The organism is Enterovirga sp. CN4-39 (assembly GCF_049446235.1).
GTDB lineage: Bacteria > Pseudomonadota > Alphaproteobacteria > Rhizobiales > Beijerinckiaceae > Enterovirga.
In genome coordinates, this window is record NZ_JBMSEF010000003.1 from 51,356 (window position 1) to 77,423 (window position 26,068).

At 67.2% G+C, this 26,068-nt stretch carries 24 protein-coding genes; 14 read left to right on the forward strand and 10 right to left on the reverse strand.

What is annotated here, in order from left to right; genetic code table 11:
- Position 1: 1 nt before the first annotated feature.
- The 7 genes from ACO2SS_RS06830 to ggt are packed head-to-tail and all read right to left on the reverse strand — an operon-like array spanning position 2 to position 6,525.
- Positions 2 to 1,453: a cobyric acid synthase gene (locus ACO2SS_RS06830; RefSeq protein ID WP_423277170.1), complete on the reverse strand. Its 1,452-nt coding sequence runs from the start codon at positions 1,451 to 1,453 to the stop codon at positions 2 to 4.
- A 20-nt stretch (positions 1,454 to 1,473) separates the two neighbouring features.
- The gene (gene cobO / locus ACO2SS_RS06835) at positions 1,474 to 2,100 is read right to left on the reverse strand and encodes a cob(I)yrinic acid a,c-diamide adenosyltransferase (protein WP_423276864.1); all 627 of its coding nucleotides are present in this window, start codon (positions 2,098 to 2,100) and stop codon (positions 1,474 to 1,476) included.
- Entirely contained in the window at positions 2,097 to 2,645 is a 549-nt protein-coding gene (cobU, locus tag ACO2SS_RS06840; protein ID WP_423276865.1) for a bifunctional adenosylcobinamide kinase/adenosylcobinamide-phosphate guanylyltransferase, read from the reverse strand. Before cobU ends, cobO begins: the two co-directional genes overlap by 4 nt.
- Positions 2,646 to 2,676: 31 nt before the next feature.
- Entirely contained in the window at positions 2,677 to 3,189 is a 513-nt protein-coding gene (locus tag ACO2SS_RS06845) for a tyrosine phosphatase family protein (protein WP_423276866.1), read from the reverse strand.
- A complete protein-coding gene (gene cobS / locus ACO2SS_RS06850) occupies positions 3,186 to 3,959 on the reverse strand; it encodes an adenosylcobinamide-GDP ribazoletransferase (RefSeq protein WP_423276867.1) in 774 nt (257 codons plus the stop codon). Before cobS ends, ACO2SS_RS06845 begins: the two co-directional genes overlap by 4 nt.
- Entirely contained in the window at positions 3,949 to 4,995 is a 1,047-nt protein-coding gene (cobT, locus tag ACO2SS_RS06855) for a nicotinate-nucleotide--dimethylbenzimidazole phosphoribosyltransferase (RefSeq protein ID WP_423276868.1), read from the reverse strand. Before cobT ends, cobS begins: the two co-directional genes overlap by 11 nt.
- Positions 4,996 to 4,998: 3 nt before the next feature.
- Positions 4,999 to 6,525, reverse strand: a complete 1,527-nt coding sequence (ggt, locus tag ACO2SS_RS06860) for a gamma-glutamyltransferase (RefSeq protein ID WP_423276869.1) — start codon at positions 6,523 to 6,525, stop codon at positions 4,999 to 5,001.
- A 295-nt stretch (positions 6,526 to 6,820) separates the two neighbouring features.
- Here ggt and ACO2SS_RS06865 point away from each other — a divergent pair, with 295 nt between their 5' ends.
- The 3 genes from ACO2SS_RS06865 to ACO2SS_RS06875 are packed head-to-tail and all read left to right on the forward strand — an operon-like array spanning position 6,821 to position 11,274.
- Positions 6,821 to 9,073 carry an ATP-binding protein gene (locus tag ACO2SS_RS06865; protein WP_423276870.1) on the forward strand — a complete coding sequence of 751 codons (2,253 nt, stop codon included), beginning with the start codon at positions 6,821 to 6,823 and terminating at the stop codon, positions 9,071 to 9,073.
- Positions 9,066 to 9,524, forward strand: coding sequence for a response regulator (locus ACO2SS_RS06870; RefSeq protein WP_423276871.1), 459 nt, complete (start codon positions 9,066 to 9,068; stop codon positions 9,522 to 9,524). The genes ACO2SS_RS06865 and ACO2SS_RS06870 overlap by 8 nt, the downstream gene beginning before the upstream one ends.
- 13 nt (positions 9,525 to 9,537) lie before the next feature.
- Positions 9,538 to 11,274: a response regulator gene (locus ACO2SS_RS06875; protein ID WP_423276872.1), complete on the forward strand. Its 1,737-nt coding sequence runs from the start codon at positions 9,538 to 9,540 to the stop codon at positions 11,272 to 11,274.
- A 41-nt stretch (positions 11,275 to 11,315) separates the two neighbouring features.
- Here ACO2SS_RS06875 and ACO2SS_RS06880 read toward each other — a convergent pair whose 3' ends face one another.
- Positions 11,316 to 11,918 carry a biliverdin-producing heme oxygenase gene (locus ACO2SS_RS06880; RefSeq protein WP_423276873.1) on the reverse strand — a complete coding sequence of 201 codons (603 nt, stop codon included), beginning with the start codon at positions 11,916 to 11,918 and terminating at the stop codon, positions 11,316 to 11,318.
- A 136-nt stretch (positions 11,919 to 12,054) separates the two neighbouring features.
- Here ACO2SS_RS06880 and ACO2SS_RS06885 point away from each other — a divergent pair, with 136 nt between their 5' ends.
- Genes ACO2SS_RS06885 through ACO2SS_RS06895 form a run of 3 tightly spaced genes read left to right on the forward strand, consistent with a single transcriptional unit; the run spans position 12,055 to position 15,106 of the window.
- Positions 12,055 to 12,738, forward strand: a complete 684-nt coding sequence (locus ACO2SS_RS06885; RefSeq protein WP_423276874.1) for a Crp/Fnr family transcriptional regulator — start codon at positions 12,055 to 12,057, stop codon at positions 12,736 to 12,738.
- On the forward strand, positions 12,735 to 13,268 hold the full coding sequence (locus ACO2SS_RS06890; protein ID WP_423276875.1) for a FecR domain-containing protein: 534 nt from the start codon (positions 12,735 to 12,737) through the stop codon (positions 13,266 to 13,268). Before ACO2SS_RS06885 ends, ACO2SS_RS06890 begins: the two co-directional genes overlap by 4 nt.
- Positions 13,265 to 15,106, forward strand: a complete 1,842-nt coding sequence (locus ACO2SS_RS06895) for a CHASE2 domain-containing protein (protein ID WP_423276876.1) — start codon at positions 13,265 to 13,267, stop codon at positions 15,104 to 15,106. The genes ACO2SS_RS06890 and ACO2SS_RS06895 overlap by 4 nt, the downstream gene beginning before the upstream one ends.
- Here the strand turns inward: ACO2SS_RS06895 and ACO2SS_RS06900 are convergent.
- Both ACO2SS_RS06900 and ACO2SS_RS06905 read right to left on the reverse strand, forming a co-directional pair.
- Positions 15,103 to 16,047, reverse strand: coding sequence for a homocysteine S-methyltransferase family protein (locus ACO2SS_RS06900; protein WP_423276877.1), 945 nt, complete (start codon positions 16,045 to 16,047; stop codon positions 15,103 to 15,105). The two genes, ACO2SS_RS06895 and ACO2SS_RS06900, sit on opposite strands and share 4 nt — an antisense overlap.
- Positions 16,047 to 16,325, reverse strand: coding sequence for a DUF1127 domain-containing protein (locus ACO2SS_RS06905; protein WP_423276878.1), 279 nt, complete (start codon positions 16,323 to 16,325; stop codon positions 16,047 to 16,049). Before ACO2SS_RS06905 ends, ACO2SS_RS06900 begins: the two co-directional genes overlap by 1 nt.
- Positions 16,326 to 16,656: 331 nt before the next feature.
- Between ACO2SS_RS06905 and ACO2SS_RS06910 the strand changes: the two genes are divergently transcribed.
- From ACO2SS_RS06910 to ACO2SS_RS06945, 8 genes are all read left to right on the forward strand, one after another.
- A complete protein-coding gene (locus ACO2SS_RS06910; protein WP_423276879.1) occupies positions 16,657 to 17,670 on the forward strand; it encodes a Bug family tripartite tricarboxylate transporter substrate binding protein in 1,014 nt (337 codons plus the stop codon).
- 72 nt (positions 17,671 to 17,742) lie between these two features.
- Positions 17,743 to 18,246: a tripartite tricarboxylate transporter TctB family protein gene (locus ACO2SS_RS06915; RefSeq protein WP_423276880.1), complete on the forward strand. Its 504-nt coding sequence runs from the start codon at positions 17,743 to 17,745 to the stop codon at positions 18,244 to 18,246.
- 53 nt (positions 18,247 to 18,299) lie between these two features.
- On the forward strand, positions 18,300 to 19,820 hold the full coding sequence (locus ACO2SS_RS06920) for a tripartite tricarboxylate transporter permease (protein WP_423276881.1): 1,521 nt from the start codon (positions 18,300 to 18,302) through the stop codon (positions 19,818 to 19,820).
- A gap of 144 nt (positions 19,821 to 19,964) precedes the next feature.
- On the forward strand, positions 19,965 to 20,633 hold the full coding sequence (locus ACO2SS_RS06925; RefSeq protein WP_423276882.1) for a class I SAM-dependent methyltransferase: 669 nt from the start codon (positions 19,965 to 19,967) through the stop codon (positions 20,631 to 20,633).
- Between the two features lie 125 nt (positions 20,634 to 20,758).
- On the forward strand, positions 20,759 to 22,264 hold the full coding sequence (locus ACO2SS_RS06930; RefSeq protein ID WP_423276883.1) for a hypothetical protein: 1,506 nt from the start codon (positions 20,759 to 20,761) through the stop codon (positions 22,262 to 22,264).
- A gap of 80 nt (positions 22,265 to 22,344) precedes the next feature.
- On the forward strand, positions 22,345 to 22,527 hold the full coding sequence (locus ACO2SS_RS06935; RefSeq protein ID WP_423276884.1) for a hypothetical protein: 183 nt from the start codon (positions 22,345 to 22,347) through the stop codon (positions 22,525 to 22,527).
- A 14-nt stretch (positions 22,528 to 22,541) separates the two neighbouring features.
- A complete protein-coding gene (locus ACO2SS_RS06940) occupies positions 22,542 to 23,345 on the forward strand; it encodes a DUF2243 domain-containing protein (protein WP_423276885.1) in 804 nt (267 codons plus the stop codon).
- A gap of 175 nt (positions 23,346 to 23,520) precedes the next feature.
- A complete protein-coding gene (locus ACO2SS_RS06945) occupies positions 23,521 to 25,875 on the forward strand; it encodes a putative bifunctional diguanylate cyclase/phosphodiesterase (RefSeq protein ID WP_423276886.1) in 2,355 nt (784 codons plus the stop codon).
- Positions 25,876 to 26,068: the final 193 nt, after the last annotated feature.

Consider the following 26,068-nt stretch of genomic DNA (forward strand, 5'->3'; position numbering starts at 1 on the left):
CTCACCTGGCGCGGGCAAGCGCCAGCATCCGATCCAGGTCCAGATGCTCCTCGACATGGTCGGCCAGCGCCTCCAGCGCTGTCTCGACCTGCGCCTCGTAGGCGAGTTCCGACGACACGCCCAAGCCGGCCAGGAAGGCACGGCGAAAGGAGTCGGCCGCGAACAGGCCGTGCACGTAGCAACCGGCTACCTTGCCGTCTGCGCTCGCGGCACCGTCGAGGCGCTCTCCATCCAGGCTCAGCACCGGCCGGGCGCAATCAGCACCCTCCGTTCGGCCGAGATGGATCTCGTACCCTGAGATCGCGGTGTTCGTCGGAATGTGGGTCCCGGCTGCCGCAGCCGTGATCTTGTCGCCGGCCAGGACCGTGGCGATGTCCAGGAGTGCCAAGCCCTCTACCGTGCCCGGCGGCCCTTCGATCCCGTCCGGGTCCGAGATCGTGCGGCCGAGCATCTGGTAGCCGCCGCAGAGACCCAAGACGGCTCCCCCGCGCCGCCGATGGGCGAGCAGGTCAATGTCCCAGCCCTGGTCGCGCAGGAAGGCGAGATCGCCGATCGTCGACTTGGAGCCGGGCAGGATGACGAGGTCCGCATCGCCTGGAAGCGGCTGGCCGGGCGGTACCAGGATGAGTTCGACCCCGGGTTCCATGCCGAGCGGATCGAGGTCGTCGAAATTCGCGATGCGGGCGATCACCGGAACGGCGATCCTCACCCGCCTCGGTGCGGCCGAGCCATGCCCCTTGCGGTCGATATCGAGCGCGTCCTCGGCGGGCAGCCAGGCGGCTGCGGGCAGCCAGGGCAGGATGCCGAGCGAGGGCCAGCCCGTCCGCTGCGCGATGGCTCGCTCACCTTCTGCAAAAAGTGCAGCATCGCCGCGAAACTTGTTGATCAGAAAGCCTTTTATGCGTTCACGTTCCTGCCGTTCCAGCACGGCATACGTCCCGACGAGGCTCGCGATGACGCCACCCCGGTCGATGTCGCCGGCAAGCACCACCGGCACCTCCGCCGCTTCCGCGAAGCCCATATTGGCGATGTCGCCGGCCCGGAGGTTGATCTCGGCCGGGCTGCCGGCCCCCTCGACGAGGACCAGGTCGGCGTCCCGGGACAGTCGCTCGAAACTGTCGAGCACGGCCGGCATGAGGTCGGCCTTCCGCGCGCCATAGTCTCGCGCCCGAAGCGTTCCCCTGCGTTTTCCCTGGACGATGACCTGCGCGCCCGTATCCGTCTCCGGCTTCAGGAGGACCGGGTTCATGTGGACGCTGGGCGGAACGCGCGCGGCACGGGCCTGGACGGCCTGGGCACGGCCGATCTCGCCACCATCCGCCGTCACGGCGGCGTTGTTCGACATGTTCTGCGGCTTGAACGGCCGCACCGCGAGACCCTGGCGGGCAAAGGCGCGGCAGAGCCCCGCGACCAGGGTCGACTTGCCGACATTCGAGCCCGTGCCCTGAATCATCAGGGCAGGGACGCGAGCGCTCAATACTCGATGCCCTTCTGCGCCTTGATTCCGGCTTTGAAGGGATGCTTCACGAGCGTCATCTCGGTCACGAGGTCGGCGATCTCGATCAGCTCCGGCTTGGCATTCCGGCCGGTGATGACGACGTGCTTCCAATCCGGCTTCTCGCTTCGGAGAAAATCCACGACTTCGTCCACGGGCAGGTAATCGTAGCGGAGAACGATGTTGAGCTCGTCGAGGAGGACGAGCCGGTGGCGATCGTCGCGAATGAGCTGCTTGGCCTCTTCCCAGGCCGCGCGCGCCGTCGCGATGTCGCGCTCGCGGTCCTGCGTGTTCCAGGTGAAGCCCTCGCCCATGACCTGCAGCGTGACGAGTTCGGGAAAGCGCCGCAGGAGCTTCGCCTCGCCCGTGTCCCAATCGGGCGACTTGATGAACTGGACGACGCCGACCGGGTACTCGTAGGCGATGTGGCGGAACACCATGCCCAGCGCGGCCGAGGTTTTGCCTTTGCCGGCGCCCGTATGGACGATCAGGAGTCCCTTCTCGTCCGTCTTGGTGGCCAGGAGCTTGTCCTTCGCCTCCTTGAACTTCTTCATCTTCTCGGCATGGCGCGCATTTGCGTCTGCCGTCTCGACTGCTTCGGTCATGGGAGGCTCCGTGGGCCGGGCTCTCCGGCCCGCTTGAGGGTGAGCGGCAATCCTGCCGCGACGAAGATGACATCCGGCACGACGGCCGCGACGGCTTGGTTCAACCGCCCCTGCTCGTCGCGGAAGCGACGGCCGAGCTTCGTCTCGGGGACCAGCCCCATCCCGACTTCGTTCGAGACCAGGACGACCGGGCAGGGCAGGGCGGGCAGGACCGCGCAGAGGCTAACGGAGGCGGCTGCGACGTCCCGGTCGGCCAGCATGACGTTCGTCAGCCAGAGGGTAAGGCAGTCGACCAGGATCGCCCGGCCTTGTCGCGCCTCGCGACGCAGCGCGCCGGCTAGGTCGAACTGCTCCTCGATCGTGAGCCAGCCAGGACCACGCTCCTCGCGGTGCCGGGCGATGCGCTCGGCCATTTCGCCGTCGCCTGCCAGGGCGGTCGCGAGATAGACCCGCTCAAGGCCGCTCTCCGCCAGCAGGCGCTCGGCATGGCGAGACTTGCCCGAGCGGGCGCCGCCGAGAACGAGAGTCGTCGCCAGGGATGACATGGCCGCGACCAAGCACGTCGCCGTGCGGCGTTCAACCGGCCGGGGGAAGCGTGACCTCGAAGGATCGGTACGGCACGTAATCCGCACCGCGGCCGATCGCGGCGACTGCCCGGATCATGCGATCCCGTCGTCCAAGGATCCTGTCGGCCAGGGATACCAGGAGCGGGTTCGGTGTCGCGCACGGTGAAGCCGTGCGAAGCCGATCCGCGATCACGGCCTCGGGCAGGTCCGGCCGGCGATCACAGGCGATGACGAAGAGCGCGGCCGTGGAACGGCTCACGCCAGCCTGGCAACTCGCGAGAAGTGGCGCACTGGCGTCCCAACTCTGGCCGAAGGCCAGGATTGCCTCCACGTCGGCAAACCTGGGCGGCACGAGGCCGGGCCGCTCGGCCTCGATGTCGTTGAAGGCGAGGGACAGGAGGCGCGGACCCGGCGGCGCGTCGGGCGGGGCGCTGCCCGGGGAGGCAAGCAGCACGATATGGGACGGAGAGCATTCGCCGCACACATCCGCGAAGGTCAGTGCCGGGCAGCCGATCAGCCTCACGTGAGCGTCCGCGCGGGCTCGCCGGCCACGGCGAGGAGAAAGGCGGTCTGGAAGACCATCACGGTCCCGCCGAGGACGTCGCCCGTGTAGCCGCCGAGGGTCCGGCAGAGGGCCTGGGCGAAGAGCAAGGCCGCTCCTCCGCCGATGAGGAGAGCCATGGCGGCACGCTCGGGCGGAAGCAGCGCGAGGGCCGCGAGCCCGAAGACAGCCGCGACAGCCACCTCGCCCGGACTCGGCCGGTCGTTTCGGTGTTCGATGCGCGAGGCGTCGAGATCGCCCGCATAGGGCGCGGTCGCCATCAGAAGAACCGGGCCGAGGCGCCCAGCGGCATGGGCTGCCAGGAGGGCAGAGGCCGCTAAAAGGGGCGGCAGCGCGGCGAGTGCGCCCACCTGCAGCGCGAGGCTCAGGCCGAGTGCGACTGCTCCGTAGGTACCGAGCCGCGAGTCTTTCATGATCGCGAGCCGCTTCTCGCGCGTCCACCCACCGAGGCTGTCGGCGGAATCCGCGAGCCCGTCTTCGTGGAAGGCGCCCGTTGCCAGGATCGTCGCCCCGATCGCCAGGATCTGGGGTAGGGGAGCCGGCCAGAACCGGGCCGCGAGGAGCAGGGCGGCCGCGCCGATCAGGCCGACGAGAAGCCCGACGAGCGGAAAGTACTTGGCCCCCCGCGGGAGCCACTCGGGATCGTAGCTTCGGGGCCGGAGGGGGAGACGCGTCAGGAACTGGGCGGCGGAGAGGAGAAGCTGCGCCTCGCGCGCCGGGTCAAATCGCACCCGAGAGGACCTCGTCGAGGCTCGCGACCTCGTTCATCAGCCCGCAGGCCGCCCGCAGCAGCGGCAGGGCGAGGAGCCCGCCTGTTCCCTCGCCGAGCCGCAGGCCAAGGTCGAGGAGTGGGTCGGCCGCGATCCCGTCCAGCAGGGCAGCGTGGCCGCGCTCGGCCGACGAATGGGCGAAGATGCAGTAGTCGCGGACGGCCGGTTCGAGCCGGATCGCGGCGAGCGCCGCGGCCGAGACGATGAACCCGTCGACCAGCACGGCCCGCCGACGAGAAGCCGCCCCGATGACCGCGCCGGCCATCATGGCAACCTCGAGCCCGCCGAACTCGGCCAGGACCTCGCGCGGCAGGGAGGCATCGCTGCGGGCGGCGGTGCGGGCGAGCGTTTCGCGCTTGCGGGCGAGGCCGGCCGGATCATGCCCCGCGCCCACGCCGATGCAGGTCGCGAGGGGAGCCGGCAGGAGCCGGTGCATGAGAAGGGAGGCCGAGGCCGTGTTGCCGATCCCCATCTCGCCGAGCACGATCACGTCCGCGCCGGCATCGGCCGCCTCGGCCGCGAGTTCCGCCCCGGTGGCGAGCGCCGTATCGACCTCGTGCGAGGTCATGGCGGGCTCGCGCGCCGCGTTGCGGGTGCCGCGGCGGATCTTTCGGTCGATGAGATCGGGATGCGGCGCGAGGTTCGCGACGACGCCGGCATCGACGACCCGCACCTCCGCACGAACAGCACGCGCGAAGGCGTTGGCCGTGCCGCGGCCGGCCAGGAAGGTCCGCACCATCGAGGCCGTCACGGCCTGCGGATAGGCGGAGACGCCCTCCTCGGTCAGCCCGTGATCGCCCGCGAAAATCAGGAGGGTCGCGTTCTCTGCGCGCGGCTCGGTCGTGCCCTGGATGAGGCCGAGCCGGACCGCGAGGTCCTCGATGCGGCCGAGCGCGCCGGGCGGCTTCGCCTTGCCGTCGACCTTCGCCCGGAGCGCCGCCCGGAGCGCCTCGTCGATCGCCGGAACCGCGGGCAGCGCTGACACGGTGGTGGTCATGAATCAGATCCCGAGCGCGAAACCGTCCTTGCGGTGATCGGACGCACCGAGGAGCGCGCCGCGCTCATGGTCGATCATGATCGCCTGGCAGCCGCCGATGGGCGAATCCACGATCTCGATCTCGTGGCCGCGGCGGCGCAGGTCTTCGACAACGTCAGGCGCGAAGGTCGGCTCGAGCTGCAGCCGGCCCTCGGTCGCGAAGCTGCGCGGTGCGTCGGAGGCGGACTGGATGTCGAGGCCGAGGCCGAACACCTTCGACAGGAAGTCGACATGGCCGGTCGCCTGGTACTGCCCGCCCATGACGCCGAAGGGCATGAGCGCGCGGCCGTCCTTCATCACCATGCCGGGGATGATGGTGTGGAGCGGGCGCTTGCCCGGCCCGATCGCATTCGGGTGGCCCGGGATGGTCCGGAAGGCGCTGCCGCGGTGGTGCAGCAGCACGCCGGATTTCGGCGCCAGGATGCCGGACCCGAAGGCCCCGAAGAGCGAGTTGATGAAGGAGACCGCGTTGAGGTCGCGATCGACGACGGTGAGGTAGACCGTGTCCTTGTGCGTGACCTCGTCCCAGGTCGGCAGGGTCTTGGCGCGCTTCCCGTCGATATGCGGCAGGATGCGACGGACCCATTCCTGGGAAAGGAAGTGCTCGATAGGCAGTTCGCCATGATCCGGATCGCACAGATGCGAGTCGCGGGCGTGGTAGGCGGCCTTCGTGATCTCGGCCAGGACGTGGGTGCGGTCGGCGACAGAGCCGCCCTTCAGGTCCACGTGGTCGGCAAGGTTCAGCATCATCAGCGCGATGAGCCCCTGGCCGTTCGGCGGGCACTCGTACACGTCGAGGTCGCGGAAGCGGGTCCGGATCGGCTCGACCCAGTTCGAGCGCTGGGCAGCGAAGTCGCCTTCCGCGTGATGCCCGCCGAGATGCCGGAGCTTCGCTACGATCTCGGCCGCGACCTCGCCTTCGTAGAAGGCGGAACGGCCATTCTGGGCGATGCGGCGAAGCGTATTGGCGAGAGCCGGCAGCCGCATCAGGTCCCCAATCTGCGGAGCCTTGCCGCCGGGCAGGAAGGCCGCCTTGGCGTCCGGATCGTGCGAGAGCTTGGCGACATTGCGTTCCCAGTCGAACGCGACCCTCGGCGCGACCCGGTAGCCCTCTTCGGCATAACGGATTGCCGGCGCGAAGAGCTCGTCGAGGCCCTTCGTCCCGTGTTCCGCATTCAGGGTACACCAGGCGTCGACCGCACCAGGGACGGTGACGGAATGCGGCGAAGTCGCGTCGATCTCCATCAGGCCCTGGTCGGAGAACCATTCCGCCCGCGCACCGTTCGGGGCGCGGCCGGATCCGTTCAGCGCGACCGGAACGCCGCCCTTCTTCGAATAGAGCACGAAGCAATCCCCGCCGATGCCCGTCATCGCGGGCTCGACGACGCACTGGACGGCAACCGCCGCGATTGCGGCATCCATGGCATTGCCGCCGGATTTCAGGACCTCCACGGCGGCCAGGGTCGAGAGCGGGTGCGAGGTCGCTGCCATGCCTCCGCTTCCGACGGCAAGGGAGCGGCCCGGGGAGAAGAAATCGCGCACGGCAATCCTCAGCTTTATTTCAGCCGTAATGCGCCGATGCGAAGGGCCGCCGCAAGGCCGAACTTGCACCCAAGGGAACCGGCCGGGCCTTTCGCGCTTCGCCTCCTCGGATCACGAGCCTGTGACCTTACCCGAGGCCCGACGGGGCGGCGCAGCCGCCCTCCGTGCATTATTTCGGCTGGCGAAGGCTGGGGAGGGGTAGCGAGTTCATGGTAGGCGCGAGATCGGAGGAGGCCCTGTCGCGTTGAGTTCTGAACCAGCCACGGTCGAGCTGGATCTGTCCGCGTGCGATCGCGAACCGATCCACCTGCTCGGCAGCATCCAGCCGCATGGCGTGCTGCTCTCCCTTCGCGAGGACGATCTCCGCATCCTCCAGGCGAGCAGCAACGCGCCCGACATGCTCGGCATCCCGGTCCGGGGTACCTCCCTGCCGGACGCGCTCCCGGCCGTCGCGGAGAAGCTCGGCTCGGATTGGCCGGGCCGGGTTGCGGAAGGTGCGGCGGGCTATCTCAAGAGCGTCGAGCTTCCGACGCCTGCGGGGATCCGGTCCTTCGACATCGCCGCGCACCGTGCGGGCCGCCGCATCATCGTCGAGCTCGAGGAAAGGCTCGAACCGAACGGTTCGGAGGACGGGTTTGCGCGGCTGCGTGCGCTGGCGACCAGTTTTCAGGGCGCGAGTTCGCTGCAGGAGCTCTGCACCGTGTTCGCCCAGCAGATCCGCGCGCTCACCGGTTTCGACCGCGCGCTTGTCTATCGGTTCGACGAGGATTGGCATGGCACCGTCCTCGCCGAGGATCGGAACGACAGCCTGCCTTCCTACCTCGACCTCCGCTTCCCGGGTTCCGATATCCCTGCCCAGGCCAGGGAACTCTACAGGCGCAACCGGCTTCGGATCATCCCGGATGCCGGCTATCAGCCGGTGCCGATCGAACCTCTGCTCGATCCCGAAGCCGGCGTTCCACTCGATCTCAGCTACTCGGTCCTGCGCAGCGTCTCTCCTGTTCACGTCGAGTACATGCGGAACATGGGGACAGGCGCCTCCATGTCCGTCTCGATCGTCATCGAGGGTCGCCTGTGGGGCCTGGTCTCGTGCCACAACCGGGCGCCGCGGCGGGTCTCCCTCGCGGCTCGGGACCTCTGCGACCTGCTCACACAGATGCTGGCCGTGCACCTCGATGCCCGGGAGCGGACGGTTGCGACGACCCAGCGAGCGAGACTTGCCGGCATTCAGTCGCGCCTTCTGGGCTACATGGCCGAGGGGGAGCGGTTCCTGGATGGCCTGATCAGACATCCGGAAGAGTTTCTGGAACTCGCAGGGGCGAGCGGAGCCGCGATCGTGTCCGCCGAGGCTTGCTGGCTGGTCGGCTCGACACCGCCCGAGGCCGCCGTGAAGGACCTCTTCGAGTGGCTGTCGCGAGAGCATCGAGAGGACGTGTTCTCGACGGACGTTCTGTCCAGCGTGCTCCCAGAGGCCAAGAGCTATGCCCGTGAAGCGAGCGGGCTCCTCGCCATCAGCGTCGCCAAGCGGCAGCCCGCCTATGTTCTCTGGTTCCGGCCGGAGCTCGTCGAGGCGGTTCGGTGGGGTGGCGACCCGCGGAAGCCGGCGGCGGCGATCGAAACGGGGCGGATTCACCCTCGCCAGTCATTCGAGGTCTGGAAGGAGACGGTCCGCGGGCGCTCGGCTCCCTGGAGCGCAGCCGAACTCGAGACGGCCAGGGAATTGCGAAACGCCATCATCGGCATCGTGCTTCGGCAGGCCGAGGAACTCGCCTCCGTCTCCGAGGAGTTGCAGAAGGCCAACAAGGAGCTGGAGGCCTTCTCGTATTCCGTGAGCCACGACCTGCGCGCGCCCTTCCGGCACATCGTGGGCTATTCGGAGCTCCTGAAGGCAGAGGAAGGCGAGCGCCTGAGCAGCAACGGCCGCCGCTATATCGACGTAATCATCGAGTCAGCTTTCTCGGCCGGAACGCTCGTGGACAATCTGTTGTCCTTCTCCCAGATGGGTCGCGCGTCTCTGAAGCGAGTGAATGTCGACCTGAAGCTTCTTGTAGAGGACGTGCGCCGGCAGCTCATGCGGGATGAAGGGGCAGGCCGGATGGTCCGGTGGGATGTCGGCCAGCTTGGCCGCGTTCATGCCGACCCGGTCATGCTCCGGCTCGTCGTGCAGAATCTGCTGTCCAACGCCCTGAAATACACCCGGGGGCGGCACGAGGCGCTGATCGAGATCGGTCGCAGCGTGGATGCGGTCGGGGAGGCGGCCTACTTCGTGCGCGACAACGGCGTCGGGTTCGACATGGCCTATGTCGGCAAGCTGTTCGGCGTGTTCCAGCGCCTGCACCGCGTGGAGGAGTTCGAGGGTACCGGGATCGGGCTTGCGAATGTCCGACGGATCATCGAACGCCATGGCGGGCGGACCTGGGCCGAAGGGGAGCCGGGCCGCGGAGCGACCTTCTTTTTCACTGTCCCGCCGGAGCAGCCCGCGGAGCCCCATGCCTGATCTGAAACCCATCCTCCTCGTCGAGGACAGCCCGAAAGACATCGAGCTGACCCTCGCTGCCCTCGCCAAGAGCCAGCTCGCGAACGAAATCGTGATCTGCCGGGATGGAGCCGAGGCGCTCGACTATCTTTATCAGCGCGGCGCCTACGAAGGACGGCCGGGGGAGGATCCCGCGGTGGTCCTCCTGGACCTGAAGCTCCCGAAAGTCGATGGACTTGAGGTCTTGGCGAAGGTCAAGGGAGACCCGGCGCTGCGGTCCATGCCCGTGGTCATGCTGACTTCCTCCCGCGAGGAAAGCGATCTGGTTCGCTCCTACCAGCTGGGGGTGAATGCCTTTGTCGTGAAGCCAGTCGGGTTCAAGGAGTTCTTCGAGGCCATCCAGGATCTGGGTGTCTTCTGGGCCGTGCTGAACGAGCCGCCACCTCACCGGGGCTGGCCGTCGAACGTGTGACGGAACGAAGCTGTTGACGGAACGCTTGCCCGAGGGTGTCGAGGACGCCCAGTTCGTCCGCATCCTCCTTCTGGAGGATAGCGATCTCGACGCCGAACTCGCGGAGGCGCATCTCCGGCGCGCCGGCTTTCGCTACGAGATCGAGCGCGTGATGACGCAGGCGGATTTCGAGGTCGCCGCGCGGGCGGGGTGCCATGACCTCATCCTGGCCGACTTCCGGTTGCCGACCTTCGACGGATTGCGGGCGCTGGAACTCGCCCGAGAACTCTGCCCGGAAATCCCTTTCGTCTTCCTCTCGGGGATGCTGGGGGAGGACATCGCGGTCGAGGCCCTCAAGGGCGGCGCGACGGACTACGTCACCAAGCAACGCCTGGACCGGCTGCCCGCAGTCATTCTGCGCGCGCTCGCGGAGGCGCGGACGGTGGCGGAGCGTCGCCGGGTCGAGCAGGCCCTGCGCGACCTCAACGAGACGCTCGAGGAGCGGGTCGCCGAACGCACGCGGGAGCTCGGTGCCGCCAATGCCGAGCTTCAGCGCCAGATCGAGGAGCGGGAGCGGGTGGAACTCGTCCTGCGGAAATCTCAGCGCCTCGAAGCCATCGGCCAGCTCACCTCGGGCGTGGCCCACGACTTCAACAACCTGCTCACGGTGATTCTCGGCAACATCGCCTTCCTGGAGCGGAACGCGAGCGATCCCGCCGTGCAGCGGCGGCTCGGCCTCATGCGCAGTGCGGCCGAGCGCGGCGCCACGCTCACCGCGCAGCTCCTCGCCTTCTCCCGCCGTCAGAAGCTCGAGCCGAAGCCCATCGATCTGAACGAGACGGTCGCGTCCATGCGCGACCTGCTGCAGAGTTCCATGGGCGGCTCCATCCGCATCCATACGGCGCTGCAGGAGGGTTTGTGGCCGGCCCTCGTCGACCCGACCCAGATCGAGCTCGTCATCCTGAACCTCGCCATCAATGCGCGCGATGCCATGGAGGTCGGAGGGACGCTGTCCGTCGAGACGGCGAACGTCCAACTCGGATCTCCCCGGACCTCCGAGGAGCCGCCGCCAGGCGATTACGTCATGATCGCCGTGACCGACACGGGGACCGGCATGAGCGAGGAGGTGCTCGCCCGCGCCTTCGAGCCGTTCTTCACCACCAAGGATATCGGGAAGGGTTCGGGCCTGGGTCTCGCCCAGGTTTACGGGTTTGCCAGCCAGTCCGGCGGCGGGGTCCGGATAGACACACGGGTCGGGGAGGGGACCTCGGTCCAGATCTTCCTGCCGAAGGCCGTCCAGGCGGTCGCGGGAGCCAGGCCGCTCGGTGGGGCTTCGGCCTCGGTGCTAGGCGATTGCGTCGACGGCCGGCCACGCGTGCTCGTGGTGGACGATGACCGTGATGTCCGCGAGATCACGGCCGGACTTCTGTCCGGCCTGGGCTGCCAGGTGGTCGAAGCCGGATCCGGGCGCGCCGCGCTCGCGGCGCTCGATGACGATCACGGCCGCTCGATCGAGCTTCTCGTCCTCGACTTCGCGATGCCGGGCATGAACGGCGCTGAGGCGGCCCGGGAGGCAAAGCGGCGGCGTCCCGACCTGCCTATTCTGTTCGTGACCGGGTTCGCCGACATGGCGGGGCTACTGGCGGCGAGCGACGCCGTCGAGGAAGCCGTCGTCCAGAAGCCGTTCCGCCGGGAGGAATTGGAGAAGAAGGTGCGCGCCGTTCTCCGGCGTTCCAATCAGGCTCTTCAGCCCTCGGCTTCAGCGCCATAGCGGCTGCTGGTGTCGGTCGAGGAGCGTCCCGGCGGCGCCGCTCACGCCGCGTTGATCCAGGAATCGAGCAGGCGGAAGGTCTTCCGTGCCCCGGAGAGCGCCTCGTCCACCTCGTCCGGAGAGGTGACGGCCTCCGCAAGAATGGCCAGGAAAGAGGACCACATCGCGCCCGTTTCGGCACCGTATCCGGCGAAGAAGCGCGCGCCGGTCGACGGGGCGAGCCCGAGCTGCGTCTGGACGTCCCGCAAGATCAGCCGGCCACCGAGCGTCGCCCCCTCGAGCACATAGAGGCAGCCGAAGGCTTCCGCGCGCGATCCGTGGATCAAGGGATCCTGGGATTGGGACGAGCCGCGCATCGCGCCATCCGGCGCGCCGAGGCTCGCGAGGTCCGCTTGGATGAGGGGACTCTTCCGCCGCTCCTCGAAGCGGAGGCGAGAAGGCCAGGAGAACCGCCCCAGGTCCCTCTCGAGCGGCTCCAGGGCGCGAAGATACCGCTCCAGGAGCGATCGGTAGGTCGAGATCGTACGGACGCGATCCGGCAGCCGCATCCGCTCCTCGATACTCGCATGCAGATCCGCTGTGCCGTCGCGAAGAGCGCGATGCACGGGTGTTGTTTTCTGCCGCACGCGGGCCGTGCCTCTCATCCGAACCGATCCGGCGCCGGCAAAAATGAAGCTCCCCCGCTAGCATTCCTATCAGTGCAACGAAACCGGTCTGTGAGGCACAGCACATACCGGCGTCACGGCTCGCCTGTATGCGGGCTCCGGAAAGGGATTGCCCGTGACAGAGCCTGCGCACCTTGCCCGTCTCTTGGGAGCCAACGCCTTCTTCGCCGGCCTCGGGGCCGAGGCGATCGACGACATCGCACGGCTATGCGTCTCGCGGACGCTCGACACCGACGAGGTCCTGTTCGGGAAGGGCGAGCCGGCCGATGCCCTCTACGCGATCCGCCGCGGCCAGATCCGCATCGCGACCGGAACCGAGGCTGGACGTCGTCTCACCCTCAATCTTCTCGGGCCGGGCGACGTCTTCGGCGAGGTTGCTCTCCTCGACGGCCGGCCGCGCACTGCGGATGCCATCGCGGCCGAGCCCACGGAGCTCTTCGTCGTCCGGCGGCGTGACTTCCTCGATCTGCTCGAGCAACGGCCGATCGTCGCCGTGCGCATCATCGAGTTCCTGTGCGAGCGGATCCGCTGGATGAGCGAGCGCATGGAGGAAGCCGTGCTGCTCCCGGTCGGCGACCGGCTGGCCAAGCGGCTTCTCGCTCTCGCCCGGGACTACGGCGCGGAACTTGCGGTCTCGCAGGAGGACCTCGCCGTCTTCGTGGGGGCGACGCGGGAAACCGTGAACCGCCAGCTCCAGGTCTGGAAAAGGATGGGCCTCGTGGAACTGGGCCGTAGCCGGATCCGGCTGCGCGACACGCGCCGATTCGAAACGCTCGTCTCGCAGGGAGAACTCGCATGAGTTTCGTGGTGACTGTCAGGAAACGAGCCGGGTGGGTCGGAGTAGGGTTGGCTGCATGTATTCTCGCCGCCGGGCCTCTCTCGGCCCAGCCGCGCGGCTGCAGCGTGACGACGTACACCGACCCGCCACGGGAGACGCTGAGCTGCCCGGACGGCCTGAGGATCACGGCAGAAGAGGGCAGCGTCTACGCGCTGCGCGACCGCAATCGCGATGGCCGCCCCGATGTCGTCGAACTCACCTCGCGAGGGGTCCTGGTGGATGTTCCGGCCGGCCGGCGCGGAGGCTTCCAGGTCCAGACGCCGCACGCGATCGCGTCGGTCCGCGGGACGACCTGGGCCGTCGACGTCACGCCGGCGCGCAGCTCCGTCTTCGTCCAGACCGGAGTGGTCGCCGTGAACCGGCCGGGCGGCCCTGCCGTGACCCTGCGGGCCGGCGACGGGGTCGATGTCGCTCCCGATGCGGCGCCGCTCGAGGTGAAACGCTGGGGCCGGGAGCGCGCCGCGACGTTTCTGGCCCGCTTCGGGCGTTGATCCGGCTCCGGACCCTTCGGGCCGGGCATGCGGTCCTTGCGGTTGCGCTCGCTCTTGCCTGGTCCGGCCTGCTAGCGGCGAGGCATCTCGAGGGCCGAGGCGGCGTCCTCGACCGCATCGAGGCTCCCCTCCTCGATCTGCGCTTCGTTCTGAGCGGGCCGCGTCCGCCGCCTTCGGACGTTCTCATCGTGGCCCTCGACGACGAGGCCGTGCGGGAGGCCGGCTCCTTTCCCCTGCCGCGCGCCGCGATTGCCCGGATCGTGAGCGGGCTGCACGACCTCGGGGCCCGCGCGATTGGGGTCGACATCCTGTTCGTCGATCGGGGCGAGGAGACGGGGGACGCGGCGCTCGCCCGCGCGCTCCAGGAGGGACGAGCCGTGATCGCGGCGGCGGCCACCTTCTCCCGCGAGGGGACGAACCGTGTTCCCGATGCCGAGGCGATACTTTGGCCGAACGAGCGGTTCCGGCAGGCTGCCGCTCTGGGCGGGGTGAATATCGCGACCGACCAGGGTGGCACTCCGCGCCACGCCCCGCTCATCGTAGAGGGACCGGACGGCATCCTGCCCTCCTTCTCCCTGCAGCTTGCGACACGCGCCGTGGGCATCGGGCCCGATCTCGTGCGGGACGCGGTTCGGCTCGGAGCCGTCACCCAGGCAACCGATCTCGGCTGGGCCCTGCCGCTGCGCTTCTACGGCCCACGCGGCACGATCCCGTCCATCAGTGCCGCGACGCTGCTCCGCGGGTCTTCGCCGCGCTCAGAGATCCAGGGCCGGACCGTCCTCGTCGGCGCGACGGCGATCGGCACCGGGGATACGTTCGCAACGCCCTTCGACCCGGTCCTGCCCGGGGTGGAAGTGCTCGCGACCGCCACAGCCCATCTTCTTCATGGCGATGGGCTCGTCCGCGATACGCGGGTCCGTCGCCTCGATGCCGCCGCGGCGGTCGTGCTCGCTGGCCTGACGGCGCTAGGGCTCGCGCTTCTGCCGGCGACCGCCGGATTCCTCCTCGCAGCCCTTGCGGCAGCTGCATGGCTCGGCGTAACGGTGGCGGCGTTCGGCGCCGGGTTCTGGCTGAGCGCAATCCTGCCGCTTGCCGCCATGGCGCCGGGCGTCGCCTTCGGCCTCGCCGGCCGGCAGGCCCTCGACCGCATATGGACGCGCCAGGTCGTCCAATCCGAGGAAGCGCTCCGCCGCTTCCAGGATCCCGCGCTCGCGGCGCGCCTTGCCGCCGATCCCTCCTATCTGGCGGTTCCGGTCGCGCAGCATGCATCCGTGATCTTCCTCGACCTGAACGGATTTACGGGCGCGAGCGAGAGGCTCGGCCTGGAGCGCACCCGCGAGATGCTGAAGGAATTCCACGCGGTGCTCTCGGACGCGGCGCAGCGGCACGGGGGCGTGGTGATGAATTTCATGGGCGACGGCGCCATGGTGCTGTTCGGGCTGCCGGATCCGGCCGAGGACGATGCGGCGCGCGCGCTTCTGGCGGCAGAGCACATCGTGGAGGCGGTGCGCGGCTGGCTCGCCGACCGCCAGGACGGGCTGGGTTCGCGGATCGGCGTCCGGCTCGGGGCCCACCATGGCCCGGTCGTCATCTCGCGCCTCGGCTCGGCCGCGCACGAGCAGATCACGGCGACAGGCGACAGCGTGAATGTCGCGAGCCGTCTGCTGGAGGTCGCAAAGCAACTCGGGGCGGCCCTGGTCGTCAGCGACGATCTGATCCGGGCCGCGGGTAATCCCCCGGCCTTCCTCGCGGCGATCGAGGGCCGGCGGCGTGTCGTTCTTCGCGGACGCAGGGCGGCGCTCGAGATCGCCTATCGCTGGACTAAGGGCAGCGCCTAGACGAGGCAGGCATCGCAGATCGCCGCGACGTGGCGGTGGTCGGTCCCGCAGCAGCCGCCGACAACACAGAGGTGCTTCAGCCTCGAGCGGAGGAGGGCGTAGTCCCGGGCGAGCGCCTGCGGATCGCCGGCATCCAACTCGGTCGCGGCGTCAAGCTCGGCGTGGCTCTTGGCCGAGGCGTTCGCCCGCAACCCGCCGATCCGGTCGAGCCAGGCCGCACCCGCCTCGAGGACATGCTCGAAATGCGAGGGGTGGGCGCAGTTCACCATGTAATAGGCCGGATACGCGTCGGTCCTCCGATCGACCTCCGCCACGGCCGCTCCGAGATCGTCTCCCGAGGGGAGGCGTCCATCGGTCTCGACCGTGAACGAGATCACCGCCGGAAGGCCGAACGCCTTTGCGGCGAGCGCGATGCCGACAGCCTCGTCGACATGGGTCATGGTGACGGCACTCACCATGTCGGCCCCGCCATCCGCGAAGGCCGCGACCTGAAGACCGTGATAGTCCTGCGCCTCGGCCGCGCTCATCAGGCTCTCGACCCGATAACCATCCCCGCGTGGGCCGACGACGCCATTCAGCGCGACCGGTATCCCCGATGACCCGCCTTCCTCGCGCCCGAGCCGAGCCACGAAGGCGAGCGCGGCGCGATTGAGCTCGAACAGCTCACGCGGCGCGTAGCCCAGCTTTTCGCCCCAATCCCGATTCGCGCGCCAGGTCGGCGCGTCGAGGACGATCCCGGTCCTGTACCGTCGCGCGAGCTCGAAATAGGGCCGGTAGTACTTTTCGAGCACCGCGCGGCCCTCCGTTGCGGAGACGAGCGGAACGGCCGCAAAGCAGGGAAGGTCGATCCCCTGCTGGAAGACGAGCCAGGTCTCCAGCCCGCCATCGGTGACGAAGGGCCGACTTCCGCTCTGCGGCAGGGGCGGTTGGATACCGGGCATCACCGGCTCCTCTCCCTGCGCGAGTTCAGCTCCAAGCCGAGCAATTCCGACCGGGAAAGCCCAAGATCCCTCAGCAGCCGGTCATCCAGCTCCAGGAGACATCGCTCCGCGCGTCGCCGGGCAAGAGATCCGCGCATGGCCCGGCCCAGACCCGCCAGCCGCCGAAACCAGGAGGCCAGGCGGCGATCGGTGGGCTCGAACGCCTCGCACCAAAGGCCGCCCAGGGGAGCAAGGTCGCTCGCGACCATGATCGTCCGTCCGTGCTGCCGAGCGTCCATCGTGCTGCTCCCGCCTTGGCGACGAGTGCCCGGAGGGTGCTCGTCTCAGGAGGAGCCTGTCACTCTCCGCCACGAGGTTCTGTGATCGACCTCACTCGACTGGACTTTGGGACAAAGAGGGAGGAGGCTGGCAACGCTCCTGCCTATTCTTCGCGCCCGCAGCATGGATGGGTGCAGTGCAAATAATGCAGTGATGCTGACCTATCCAAAAGTCGATCAAAGCCGTTCTAAAGGCGATTGCGGGCCCTGGTATATTGTGTACTGTGTCTACTCGCACGGCTGACCTGGCTCTTCGCAGGGCTTGAGATCGGCTGGCACGGAGGAACGCCAGATGAAGCGAAAGACAGTTTCGGCTCGCATTTTGGCCGCTGCGGCCGCGATTGCCGGGGGGCTAGCCGCCGGGTCCGCGCAGGCCGCATGGCAGCCGACCCGGCCCGTCGAGATCATCGTGCCAGCCGGAACCGGCGGCGGCGCTGACCAGATGGCCCGCGTGATCCAGGGCATCATCCAGAAACACAGCCTGATGTCCCAGCCGTTGATCGTCATCAACAAGGCCGGTGGCGCCGGAGCCGAGGGCTTCCTGGACGTGAAGGGCTCCACCCGGAACCCTCACAAGATCATCATCACCCTGTCGAACCTGTTTACGACGCCGCTCGCGACGGGCGTCCCTTTCAAGTGGGAAGACATGAACCCCGTCGCGATGCTCGCCCTGGACGAGTTCGTCCTCTGGGTGAACGCCAAGTCGCCGTACAAGACGGCAAAGGAATACGTGGACGCCATCAAGGCCGGGCAGCCCCACCAGTTCAAGATGGGCGGCACCGGCTCCAAGCAGGAAGACCAGATCATCACCGCGGCCATCGAGCAGGCCACCGGCGTGAAGATGACCTACATCCCCTACAAGGGGGGCGGTGACGTTGCTGCGCAGCTCGTGGGCGGCCATGTCGATTCGAGCGTCAACAACCCGATCGAGGCCGTGGCGCAGTGGCGCGCGGGCGAACTTCGGCCGCTCTGCGTCTTCGACACCAAGCGGATCGATCTGACCGGGAAGGTTACGACCGACATGAGCTGGGCCGACATCCCGACCTGCAAGGAGCAGGGGCTGGACGTCGAGTACCTGATGCTGCGCGGCTTCTTCACCACGCCGGGCGCGACCCCGGACCAGGTCAATTTCTATGTCGATCTGTTCAAGAAGGTCCGCGAGACGCCCGACTGGAAGGAGTTCATGGAGAAGGGCGCGTTCAACACGACCTTCATGACCGGAAACGACTTCAAGGAATGGCTGAAGAAGGCGGCGGATACCCATCGCGCGCTGATGGAAAAAGCCGGCTTCATGGCGAAGTCCTGATCGTCAAAGACCCCGGAGCGGCGCCGCCCCGGCGGTGCCCTCCTCATCATCTCGAGAAGGGACCGAGCAGGCATGGCTGGGCCGACGGAAGCGCGCGAGCACACGGTATCCAATCGCACGATGGAGCTCATCGTGTCGGGAGGGTTCATCCTGGCGGCGATACTGGTGATGTACGACAACTGGCGCATCGGAGCGCGCTGGCTGGATGACGGACCGCAGGCGGGATACTTCCCGTTCTACATCGGCCTGATCATGTTCATCGCCAGCGCGACGACGTTCACGGTCAACATCCTGGCTGGTGCCGACCACACGAGCTTCGTCGAGCGGACCCAACTCAAGCAGGTGTTGATGGTCCTCGTGCCGACGATCGCCTTCGTGGTGCTCATCGGGCTGCTTGGGATCTACATCGCCGGCTTCGTCTTCATCACGTTCTTCATGATGTGGCTCGGAAAATATCCCGCCTACAAGGCGGTTCCGATCGCGATCGCGGTGCCGCTGTTCCTCTTCGTGATGTTCGAGCTGTGGTTCCTCGTGCCGTTGCCCAAAGGGCCGATCGAGGCAGCGCTCGGATATTGAGCAAGCAAGTGAAACGTCTTCTCGAAATCATGTAATTCAATAGGCAGGGCGCAATGGAAGCCTTAACGTCGCTGATCCACGGCTTCGGCGTTCTCGCTGATCCCATGAACATCCTCTACATGTTCGTGGGTATCTTCCTCGGGGTTCTCATCGGCGTCCTGCCGGGCCTCGGGGGCGCGAACGGTGTCGCGATCCTTCTCCCGCTCACCTTCTCGATGTCGCCGGTCTCCGCGATCATCATGCTCTCTTCCATCTATTGGGGAGCCTTGTTCGGGGGTGCGATCACTTCGGTCCTCTTCAACATACCGGGCGAACCGTGGTCGGTCGCGACGACCTTCGACGGCTACCCGATGGCCCAGAAGGGCAAGGCGGGTGAGGCGTTAGCGACAGCCTTCACGGGCTCCTTCTTTGGCGCCTTCGTGGCGACGCTGCTCCTCACCTTCCTGGCGCCGCTCATCGCACGCTTCGCGCTCAATTTCGGACCGGCCGAATTCTTTGCCGTCTACCTACTCACGTTCTGCAGCTTCGTGGGGATGGGGAAGGAGTCGCCGTTCAAGGTCATCTCCGCGATGATGCTGGGCTTCGCGCTCGCGGCCGTCGGGCTCGACACGGTGACCGGCGAGCTCCGGATGACGTTCGGTTCGACCGAGCTTCTGCGCGGCTTCGACTTCCTGGTGGCGGTCATCGGTCTCTTCGGTGTCGGCGAGATCCTCCTCACGATGGAGGAGGGGCTGGCCTTCAAGGGCAAGAGCGCCAAGATCAACCCGCGCGTCGTGTTCCAGACGTGGAAGGAACTGCCGAAGTTCTGGCTGACGGCGATCCGCGGCTCGATCGTCGGCTGCTGGATGGGCATCACGCCGGGCGGCGCCACGCCCGCCTCCTTCATGAGCTACGGCTTGGCCAAGCGCTTCTCCCGCAACGGCAAGAAGTTCGGCACGGGAGAGATGGAAGGCGTGCTGGCTCCGGAGACAGCAGCGCATGCTGCGGGGACGAGCGCCCTTCTGCCGATGCTGACGCTCGGCATCCCGGGCTCGCCCACCGCGGCGGTGCTCCTCGGCGGTCTCCTGATCTGGGGTCTGCAGCCGGGGCCGCTGCTCTTCGTGGAGCAGAAGGACTTCGTGTGGGGTCTGATCGCCTCGATCTATCTCGGCAACGTCGCGGGTCTGATCGTGGTGCTGACGACCGTGCCGCTCTTCGCGGCCATCCTCAGGATCCCGTTCAGCATCATCGCCCCGATCATCCTGGTGATCTGCGCGGTCGGTGCCTACACGGTCCACAACGCCTTGCTGGATATCTCGGTGATGCTGATCTTCGGCGTGCTCGGCTACATCTTCAAGAAGCTGGGCTACCCGCTGGCCCCCCTCGTGCTTGCGCTGGTCCTGGGAGACATGGCGGAGAGCTCGTTCCGGCAGGCGATGCTGCTGTCCCGCGGCAGCCTCTCGATCTTCTGGGCCAATCCGCTGGTGGGCGGGCTGATCACCCTCGCCCTGCTGATGCTCTTCTGGCCGCTCTTCTCCTACCTGTCCGCCAGGTTCGGTGGGAGCCGCCGGGCGCACATGGTCCCGGGGCAGTAGCGACCTCGACCAAGGGTCCTCTAGCGGACATCGGGCGGCCCCCTCGGGGGCCGCCTTTCTTTTGTGACCTGCATCACGGAAGATCTTTTCGATCGCCATCATCCTTCGAGATCGACGCGGACGCGACGAGCGGGAGGAACTGCGATGGGCATCTATGGACGCTATCTCGGGCCGCGCCTGGTCCGTTGCCTCTGCTCGGCCGAGGACATCGCGACCGAGCGCGCGAAGGTCGTTCCACTCGCGCGAGGAACGGTGCTGGAGATCGGCTTCGGCCCGGCGCTGAACCTGCCATTCTATGACGAGACGTTGGTCGAGCGGGTGATCGGCGTCGACCCGAACGCCTCGTTCCTGAAACTCGGCGAGGCGGCCCGCAAGCAGGCGCGCTTTCCGCTGGAGGTCGTCCGGGCTCCGGCCGAGGATCTGCCGCTCCGGGCGGGCACGATCGACACCGCCCTTGTCACCTATACGCTCTGCTCGGTCGACGACCCGCTTCAGAGCTTGCAGGAGATCCGACGCGTCCTGAAGCCGGACGGCAAGGTGCTCTTCCTGGAGCACGGCTTGTCGTCGGATCCGGCGGTCGCCCGCTGGCAGCACCGGCTCAATCCGCTCTGGCGTCCGCTCGCGGTGGGCTGCAATCTTATCAGGCCTGTCGTGTCGCTGCTGCAGGAGGCCGGCTTCGCAATCGAGACGGTCGAGGAATACTACCTGCAGGGAGTGCCGCGCCCGGTCGGATACCTGTCGCGCGGAAGCGCCCGGCCGCGGGCCGCGGCCGGTTACAGGGCGGTGGCCGAGATCGCTTCGGCCGGGACCTGACCGAGGTCAGCAACTCTGAAACCTGGCCCGTGATCGGACGTTCAGCTACTCCGGATCGCTGCCCGGGCGGCTGATCCGGCCGCCGGGGCGCCGCCCTGGTCCGTCTCTCGAAGGCCGCGTTTCAGGTGACCTTTCTTCTTCGCAAAGATCGCCTTCAGGATCTCGCGCGACTCCGCGGGGATGTCCCTGCCGAGATCGCGGCCACCCTCGCCGACGCGCCCTCCAGCGGCCCGCTGCCCTGGATCCAGGTCGCTCGAGACGCGCCCTATTTCGTCGCGGAGGATGGCAGCCCCTGGACGCCGGTCGGTCAGAACGATGCGATCAGCTGGATCGAGTTCCACGGTCTGTTCCGCCGGCGCGACCTCCCTGCCGTGGAAGCGCACCTCAGAAGGCTGCGGGCGAATGGCGTGAACTGCCTGCGCCTCATGGCCGAGTACGCGCAGGTGAAGCACCGCTATCTCGAGCGGCCGGCGGGACGCTTCGTGCCCGCCATGGTGACGCTGTGGGACGACCTCTTCGCGCTCTGCGAGAAGGTCGGGATGCGGATCCTGCTCACGCCGTTCGACACGTTCTGGATGTGGCTGCGCTGGGATTGGCATCCGTACAACATCCGCAATGGCGGCCCCCTCAGGCACCCATCCGAGTTCCTGCTCTGTGGCCCAACCCGCGACGCCATCAAGGCGCGTTTCTCGTTCGTCATCGAGCGCTGGGGTGGCAGCGGCGTGCTGTTCGGGTGGGACCTCTGGAACGAGATCCACCCTGCCCAGGCCGGCGATTCGGCCGATTGCTTCGGCGAATTCATCCATGACCTGAGCACGCACGTCCGGCAGCTCGAGAACCGGCTCCATGGCCGCACTCACCCCCAGACGGTCTCGCTCTTCGGACCGGAGCTCTGGTGGCGGCCGCACATGGCCCTGAAGGAGCCGATCTTCCGGCATCCGGATTTGGATTTCGCCTCCATCCACGTCTACCGCGAGGGGACGATCGACGATCCGCAGAATACGGTCGATCCGGCCATCAGCATGGGCGAGATCGTGCGGGACGCGCTGGCGGAGATCCGGGATGGGCGCCCTTTCCTCGACACGGAGCATGGGCCGATCCACAGCTTCAAGGACAAGAAGCGGACCCTGCCGGAGCCCTTCGACGACGAGTATTTCCGCCACATGCAGTGGGCCCACCTCGCTTCGGGCGGTGCCGGAGGAGGCATGCGCTGGCCGAACCGGACCCCGCATACTCTCACCCCCGGGATGCGCGAGGCGCAGCGTGCCCTTTCCGCCTTCCTCCCGCTGATCGACTGGCCGAGCTTTCGACGCCGCAATGTCAGCGACGAGATCAAGACGAGCTCGGGCGAGCTCGTCGCGTTCGGCTGCGCCGACGAGGCGCAGGCGATCGTGTGGCTGCTTCGCACGGATATCATCGGGCGGAACGGGATGCTCCGCCCCGACGCGCCGCCGATCCGGACCACCCTGTGGATCGCCGGCATGCCGGCCGGCCGCTATCTCGTGACGGCCTTCGATACGAGCCGAGGCGAGATCGTCGGCAGCTTCCCGGTCATAGCGGGGCAGGACGGCCTGACGCTGGAAACCCTGCCGTTCTCCGCCGACCAGGCCCTCGCCATCAGGCGCGCCTGAGCCACTCTGTCCGGTTCAGGACAGAAACTCCACTGCCGTGCCCTTGTTCTCGCTCGAAGGCGACTTCGCGCGAGGTCACGATGGCGGCGTTCTTCTTCAACGAGAGGGAACCACCGGCGGGCCGCGCAACTGGAAGGCTGGCGGGCGAGGAAGAGGTCAGGCTGATCGAGACGTGTCGTGCGTGGATCGTCACCAAGGTCCTTCAGGGGATCAGCCTCAGCATCCTCCTCGTGATCGGGGTGATCGTGTTCGGAGCCTGGTAGGGAGGAGAGAGGATTTGGAGGCTCGATCAGGTCCGGACAGCGAGCGAAATCTGACGCGGGCGGGCTTTCTTCTCGGCTTCGCATTCGCCGGCTTCTTCGACGGTATCCTGCTCCATCAGGTGCTCCAGTGGCACCACCTTCTCAGCCTGGTCGATGCCGAGGCGGTGCGCGACATCCGCGTGCAGATCCTCGCCGACGGGCTCTTCCATATTCTCATGTATGCGATCGCGGCCGTCGGGCTATGGCTGCTCTGGCGGGGGCGGCGCGGGTTCCAGAACCCCGGCCTCGACACGCGGGTGCTCGCCGCGTGTCTTCTCGGGTTCAGCGCGTGGCAATTCGTGGATGTCGTCTTCTTCCACTGGATCCTCCAGATCCACCGGATCCGGGTCGGGGTCCCGAACCCGCTCTCCTACGATCTCGGATGGCTGGCCGTATTCGGCGTGCCGACGCTCGCCCTCGGGCTGTGGCTGCGCGGCCGTGCCGGGAGCGGTCCTGGTGCTCCGACCTCCACCCGACGCGGCCCGGCTATAGCCGCCTGCATGGCCGGCTTCATCATGATCTCCGGCTTGGTCGCTGCCTTGCCACCTCCAGGCACGTCGAGCGCCCTCGTGCTCTTTCGGCCCGGCGTGGGTGCCGCCGCGGCGTTTGCCGCCGTTGCCGAGGCGGATGGCCGCGTGGTCTGGAGCGATGCGTCCGGTGAGTTCCTGGCGGTCGATCTAGGCCCGAACGGCCGCGGCTGGAGCCTGTATGGACGAGGCGCTCTCCTGGTGAGCACGGCAACACCGATCGCCGGCTGCCTCGCCTGGTCGCGGATCTAGCGCCAGCGAACCCTTCGTCTGCTTCGTAGAACCGCCGTTAGTCTTGGGCAGCTTGTTGAACCCGCCGTTAAGACACTCGGCGATAAATTCACATGGTTGAGCGGATATATCGGACTGATCCGCCACGGGGGAGAGTTCCGCGTTTGGCCGAGCCAACGTGAGATTGGATGCGGTGATGGACGGGGTTGGGGCGTCTCCACTGGGCCGGCTCGGCGCGCGCCTCTGGCTGATGGCCTATGGGCCCCACGCGCGCGAGTCCCGCGACCCGAGGCATTACCGCGTCCTCGTGCACTCCCTGTTCTCGTCCCCGACCTCGATCATCCTGTCGAACGTCGTCGGGGCGGCGATTTCACTCTTCTGCTGGAAGTCGTCAGGCAACCCCGTCTTCGTTCCCCTCTTCCTCGTGACAGCGGCCATCGTCGCGCTTCGGATCGTCACGGTCGCGCGCTACCATGCGGCGATCCGGCGGAGGGAGTTGACCGACCCGGAAATCAAGCAGTGGGATCGGGAGTTTTTCGTCGGGGCGACCGCCTTCTCGGCGGTGCTCGGCGTGATGTGCTATATCGCGCTCGCCTGGACGGACGACATCCCGTCCCACATCATCACGATCGTTGCGGCAATCGCCTTCTCGGCCGGATACGTGGCGCGGAATGCCGGTCGGCCGATCTTCGTGATCGTACAGCTTCTCGCGTTCTGCGTGCCGATGTGTGTCGGACTGTACCAGAACGAGCACTCCTTCTATCCGGTTGTCGCGGCCTTCATCGCGTTCTTCATCATCACGAACGTTGCGATCGCCTTCTCGCTGAACCGCAACCTTCTCGAACTCGCGGCCGCCCGAAAGCGGTCGGAGACGCTGGCCTCATCGTTGCGCAGCAAGAATCTGACGCTCGATTCCGCGCTCAATTCGATGATCCACGGCCTGGTCATGTTCAGCGCGGACCTCGAGCTCGAACTCGCAAATTCGCGCTTCGCCGAGATGTACCGACTGAGTGCTGCCGATCTCGCGCCGGGGACCCTCTTCACGACCATGCTCGACCGCCTAATAGCGGCTCAGGTGCTGGCGCCGACGGCCGCGCGGGACCTCGGCGAGGTCGCGCGCCGCGCGCTTCGATCGGGCCAGACGACCGACATCGAGATCCTCACCGAGCGGGGCCAGATCTTTGTGGTCCATGCCGAGCTCACGAGCGACGGCGGCCTTCTCATGGTCACCGAGGATGCCACGGAGCGGAAGGCCGCCGCCGCCCAGATCGAGCGGATGGCCCACAGCGACAACCTGACCAATCTTCCGAACCGGTTCCGTTTCAACCAGGTGCTTCGGAGGGTCTGCGCCGAGGCCGTCGCGGGCCAGGAGAAGACCTTCGCGGTCCTCTATATCGATCTCGACAACTTCAAGGGGATCAACGACTCGCTCGGCCACGAATGCGGCGATCAACTCCTCGTCCAGGTCGCCGAGCGGCTACAGACCGTGCTGTCTCGGGGGGAATTGGTGGCGCGGTTCGGGGGCGACGAGTTCCTGCTCCTGTCCCGTCCCAGGAGTGCGGACGATGCCATCGGGATAGGCCGGAAGGTTCTCGACGCGATGGCCGCGCCGTTCCAGCTCTCCGGGCGCACGCTCTATGTGACGACCAGCGTCGGGATCGCGCTCATTCCCGAACATGGAAAAGATCCGAGCGACGTGCTGCGCGCCGCCGACATGGCGCTCTACGCAGCGAAGGCTGCCGGCCGCAACACCGTCGTGATGTTCGATCCGCAGATCGCAAAGGACCTGAACACGCGGCGCGAGCTCGAGCAGGACCTGCGCGAGGCCTGCCGGACAGGAAATCTGTTCCTGCACTACCAGCCCATCGTGAACCTGCGTTCGCGGCGCCCGGTCGCCTACGAGGCTCTGATGCGCTGGCAGCACCCAACACGCGGGATGGTGCCGCCGTCGGACTTCATCCCCATAGCCGAGCAGACGGGCCTTATCGTCGAGATGGGTGAATGGGCGATCCGCCGGGCCTGCATGGATGCGCGCAACTGGCCCGCCGACGTGTCCGTCGCCGTGAACGTCTCCGCCTTCCAGTTCAAGAACACCGCGGGGCTGATCAGCGCCGTGAAGGATGCGCTCCTCATCAGCAACCTCCCGCCGAGCCGGCTCGAGCTCGAGGTCACGGAGTCTCTTCTGATCGAGGATCAGGAGGCCTCGCTTGAGGCGATCCAGGCTCTCCATCGTGTCGGCGTGCGGTTCTCGCTCGACGATTTCGGCATCGGATACTCGTCGCTCGCCTATCTCGCGCGGTACCCGTTCTCGAAAGTGAAGATCGACCGGACCTTCGCACAGCACGTCACGACAGAAGGCCCGTCCCGATCGATCATCGAGGTCGTCTGCAATCTGGCCGCCAAGCTTTCCATGCGCGTCGTCGTCGAAGGCATCGAGACGGATCTGCAGAGGCGAGAGGTCGAGGCTCTCGGCGCCGATCAGGCGCAGGGCTACCTGTTCGGCCGCCCGCTCCCGGTGGATCAGCTACTTTCTCACCAGAACGCCGCATAAAGAGCGAGTTCTCGGTCAGAAATTAACCATTTAGTGATAAAAGTTCCGCGCTCAGCGCATCCCTTCGGTCTAGTAAAATCAGATCAAATCTGTTAGTACTCCGTTAACCTTGCATCTCATCTAGGAGGCACGGTGGGGTACATGATGTCTGCTACCGGGTTGCGTTTCGCGTCATCAAGGGTGGCCGCTCCTG